The sequence below is a fragment of the Undibacterium sp. RTI2.2 genome, from assembly GCF_035018705.1.
In the GTDB taxonomy this organism is placed as follows: Bacteria; Pseudomonadota; Gammaproteobacteria; order Burkholderiales; family Burkholderiaceae_D; genus Undibacterium.
The window spans coordinates 1-3,577 of record NZ_JASJXN010000093.1; the positions used below are offsets into that span (position 1 = coordinate 1).

The following is a 3,577-nucleotide window of genomic DNA, read 5'->3' on the forward strand; positions in this document are numbered from 1 at the left end:
GGGTAGGCTGCGTACCAGCGCACGCAGGTCAGCATTACTTCAAGCGGATAATGCATTCGTTTGAGTACCTTGCGTAGCTCGTCTATCATTACATGAATCACAAATTTTGTCGGATCGGCAGTCTAACAGAGACGGCTTATTGCGACAGAACCCACGATACTCTGTGATTTAACGCAGGGACTCAAGATGGGTTCGCCAGGTGCTTACTTTTAATGGAGTCACTGACACGGTCATCGATTACTTTCTTCATATCTTTTCCGTCGACTCGTATTTAAAATTGATGCGATTGCAACTGTTTTAATAGCAAATAGAACAGAATAATAATGTTTTTCTTCATGTGACATTAAGTCGATAAACACCTGCAGCTTACGACAAAGTAATCCATTTTTTTACCAAGAACGTCTGAATCCCAGCGAAACTAAATGGTGATCAAACTCATCGCTCAATACTGTCAAGAAGTGGCAGAAAAAAAGTGAGAGTATTGAGCAAAACTGTAATCACACTTTTTAAGTCTTAGATTCAGAAAGGGTTGCAGACTGTCTGAATTGTCGCAAACGGGATTGTCAAAATGCAGAAATGTAGAGTAGGTAGCGATTACAAGTTAGAGATTTAAAAGAAATGTATGTAACGAGGCGCAATCGAATCCGCAAAAAATTCTTTATGGCGGGTGAAAAACAATTCGAAGTATTTTAATGGGCAATCCTTTAAGAAACCTTGAAATTAGCAATTTCATGTTGCAAGGTCTCCGCCTGCTGTGTCAACGCACCAGATGCGGCTGTCGTTTGCTCTACTAGTGCTGCATTTTGTTGCGTGTCTTCGTCTAACGCATGAACCGCTGCCGCCACCTGAGTGACCCCCAAGGCTTGTTCACGTGAGGCAGATGAAATATCGCTAAGATAAACATTAATTTGTTTGGCATTAGTCACCATCGTGGTCATTGTGGTACCCGCTTGCTCGACCACTTTGGTACCGCTGGCAATTTGATCCACGCTATTGGAGATCAGCGTTTTGATCTCAGTCGCGGCGGCGGCGCTTCGCTGCGCCAGATTGCGTACTTCACTGGCAACAACCGCAAAACCACGTCCGGCGTCACCTGCTCTTGCGGCTTCTACCGCGGCGTTGAGCGCGAGAATATTGGTCTGGAAAGCAATGCCGTTAATGACACCGATGATGTCATTAATTTTAGAGGAGGAGGAGTGAATTTCCTGCATAGTCTTAACTACCGTTACTATCACTTTGCCACCATCCTCAGCAACCTTAGCATTATCCGCGGCAAACTTGGCGGCTAAACTCGCCAGTTCAGCCGTATTGTCCACGGTGGAGCCGATCTCTTCCATAGCGGCAGACTGTTCTTCTAAAGACGCCGCGGCAGATTCTGTTCTGGCTGACAGGTCGAAACTTGCAGAGGCAATCTCTGCACTGGTCGCATGTAAAGATCGCGCAGAATGGCGCACCGTACGAATTAGTGCGTGCAAAGAATCATAAGCATGACGCAGATCAATAATAACTTGGGCTGGCTCATCTCTACCCCAAGGTTTGGCAGGTGCACGGCGTAAATCGCCATCAGCCATTTCTTTTAAATGCTTGCTGATCAGTATTAGCCCACCACGGGTTACCAGATAAAAAGTATAGAAAAAATAAAAGGCAAGTAAGACGCCAATCACTAACGCCGCAAAAACAAAATATAAATGCATCTTCATATCACCGACACGTACTGCAAGCAACTCATCTAGCTGATCCATCAATCGTTCTGTCAGTGCATATTGAGTACTAATAGTTTTATTTGCTGCAGCCAAATAGTCCGCCTGTGCTGCAGGCGAAAAATCTTGCGCATCAATGACCGTTTTACGTGCCTGTGCATAAAAAGCACTTGTGGCATCCCGTGCCTCTTTGGCCTTGACTCTATCGGTAATTGATTTGTCTGCGCCATTGGCTTTAGTCAAACCGTCATTCATGTTTGAGAATTGATATTCCGCAACAGGGATCAACTCACTCATACTTTTTTGTTGTTCTGCGGTAATCCCACCAGATTTTAAGATCGTAACACCACGACCACGTAATTGAGCGGTTTTTTCAACGATGTCTGACACCCGAACAAAAACGGCATCCATTACGTAAAAGCTTGCAATATTAGGATCCAAGATAAGATTAGAAGAATCGGTCACTATCCCCATCAGATCAAGCAAAGCTTGGACATGATCCGTATGCGCTTTAAAAACCACTTCTACCGCACCGTTACTTGCAATGGCTTTGGCGTAGGCCTCTTGTACTGCGGCATACGCTTTTGCGGTACCGAGATCGCTACCAAGGCGTTTATCCACTGCAGCTAATTTTGCCTGGGCAGCTTGGAGTTTTTCTTTTACCTCAGCTATAGTCGCGGGCGTTGTACCACTTGCTGCAGCGTTTGAGGCATCACGACGCAGTTGTTGAGCAAAATTCAGAACAGGAAAAATCTCTCGGTTATATTCCACGCCAAGTCGCTCTTTGGATGAAAAAGCGATACTCTCAAAATTTGCCGAGTAGTAAGACCAAGCCATAATCCCCATTGGCAGCAAAAACATCACACAAATTAATAACGCTTTGGCCTTGAACTGCAAATTGCGCATCAGCACTACACCAAGCGTCCAAAAACCATGTGCTTCAAAGGCGCTGGCAGATACGGGCTCACTCTCTGGAGCAGCTAGAAATTTTTGCATTTCTGGACTAACTCTTACAATTTTCGTCATTATCGTGACCTTTTGCGAGAATATTACTGATTTAGTAAACCACTCAACTAGAAAATAATTATTTCTTCGTTGTTTCCACCAAGCAAAAGAATACTTTGCATCCGCGTTGAGCACAATAATCAAAGGTAAAACAGTGTGTCGCGTGTTTCATTTAGCTTTGCAGCATGACTCTGTCGATTTCAGTTTGTAGTTTGGTGATATCTATAGGCTTTGTCACATACCCGTCTGCGCCAGCCTGCTTTAACCTAATTTGATCAGTGGGTTCTGCGTGACCAGTTACCATAATAATAGGCAGATGCGACCCCATGTGTTGTTCTTTTGTACGAATAGTGGCAAGTGCTTCTAGCCCATCCATTACTGGCATCATGATATCCAGAAGGACTAGATCAAAGCGACGTTGAGCAAGGCACTCTAAGGCTTTTTTTCCGTCATCAACGACGACGCCTGAGTGTCCCAAACTGTCAAGCAGGATAATAGCCACGCGCTGCATGAAGTAGTCATCATCAACCACGAGCACATTGAGTGAAGTACCAGGGCGATAGGCACCAGATCGTATCATTACAGACCCTTATAAATTTCGGTTCATTAGTACGATGCAATATATAGAGCTGGTAATTCCTTACAAACATTTTAGCTAAGATAGTGTCAGAGTAGTTATGGACAGATGAAAGAATCCAGCTTTTACGATAAAGAATGTGTGTTGCACAAATTGGATATGCCTTAGTATCGATTACGTCAGAAGCTTCAAGACATCAAGACGTCATAAGAAAACTATAATGAGGTTCTTGCAAAACGAAACACCGGAGAGTAATTTTATTGCGAGAAGCGCAAAATAGATGAGAAAGGAGCGG

2 protein-coding genes and 1 pseudogene are annotated in these 3,577 nt (G+C 44.2%); all 3 read right to left on the minus strand.

What is annotated here, in order from left to right; genetic code table 11:
• Nucleotides 1–89, minus strand: a pseudogene (locus tag QN395_RS21045) (IS6 family transposase); the annotation flags it as partial.
• Nucleotides 90–704: 615 nt separating this feature from the next.
• Entirely contained in the window at nucleotides 705–2,726 is a 2,022-nt protein-coding gene (locus QN395_RS21050) for a methyl-accepting chemotaxis protein (RefSeq protein ID WP_323492993.1), read from the minus strand.
• Between the two features lie 151 nt (nucleotides 2,727–2,877).
• Nucleotides 2,878–3,285, minus strand: a complete 408-nt coding sequence (locus QN395_RS21055; RefSeq protein WP_323492994.1) for a response regulator — start codon at nucleotides 3,283–3,285, stop codon at nucleotides 2,878–2,880.
• Nucleotides 3,286–3,577 lie beyond the last annotated feature (292 nt).